Annotated in this window: 2 pseudogenes; both read right to left on the bottom strand. The window is 38.9% G+C overall.

Annotated elements, in window-relative coordinates:
• Positions 1-66: 66 nt before the first annotated feature.
• Positions 67-395, bottom strand: a pseudogene (locus ACFIO3_RS14795) (chorismate mutase).
• Positions 396-419: 24 nt separating this feature from the next.
• A pseudogene (locus ACFIO3_RS14790) lies at positions 420-694 on the bottom strand (signal recognition particle protein); the annotation flags it as partial.

The following is a 694-nucleotide window of genomic DNA, read 5'->3' as shown; positions in this document are numbered from 1 at the left end:
TAAGGACGTTTTTTTGAACCTCCACGGGACAAACGAATTTTCAATGCCATATTTTATCTCCTATTGTCAGCTCTGGCTTTCGTTTAAATTGACTTTTTTGTTTTTTGCTCTTCAGCAATAACTTCATGATGACTCACAACTTCTTTGATAATAAATTTTAAAAATCTTTCAGCAAAATCAGGATCAAGATGACTATCTATAGCCAATTGCCGCAAACGCGCTACCTGATATTGCTCACGCAGAGGATCTACTTTAGGCAAATCATAACGGGCTTTTAAGCGCCCAACAGCTTTCGTACAACGAAACCGCTCTGCTAAGATATGAATCAAGGTTGCATCAAAATTATCAATGGATGCTCGTAAATGTGCTAATTCGTTTAATACTGTTTCCTGCATCATATTCCTTTCCCTCTTTACATCTTATTTTTTCTTAGGATGCTGAGGAAATTTTCCCCCATCGGCAATGCTATTGGAAAGACCAGGAAATATAGGCCCACGCTTGGGAAGTCCAGGCAAAATCTTCCCTCCATTATCATTTTCAATCTGCTTTTGAAACGTTGAGAATTGCTTCAAATCCATTCCCGATAAATCAGGTATAACTGGAGAATCTCCACTCAAGTTTCCCTTGCCTCCAAATCCCATTTTGGAACCAAGGCCTCCCAACATTTTTCCCATCAAACCACTTTTTCCTTTAC

The organism is Bartonella sp. AD328YNZD (genome assembly GCF_042196425.1).
Note: the sequence above shows the minus strand (reverse complement) of the source record. Positions and strands in the feature narration are given on the sequence as shown.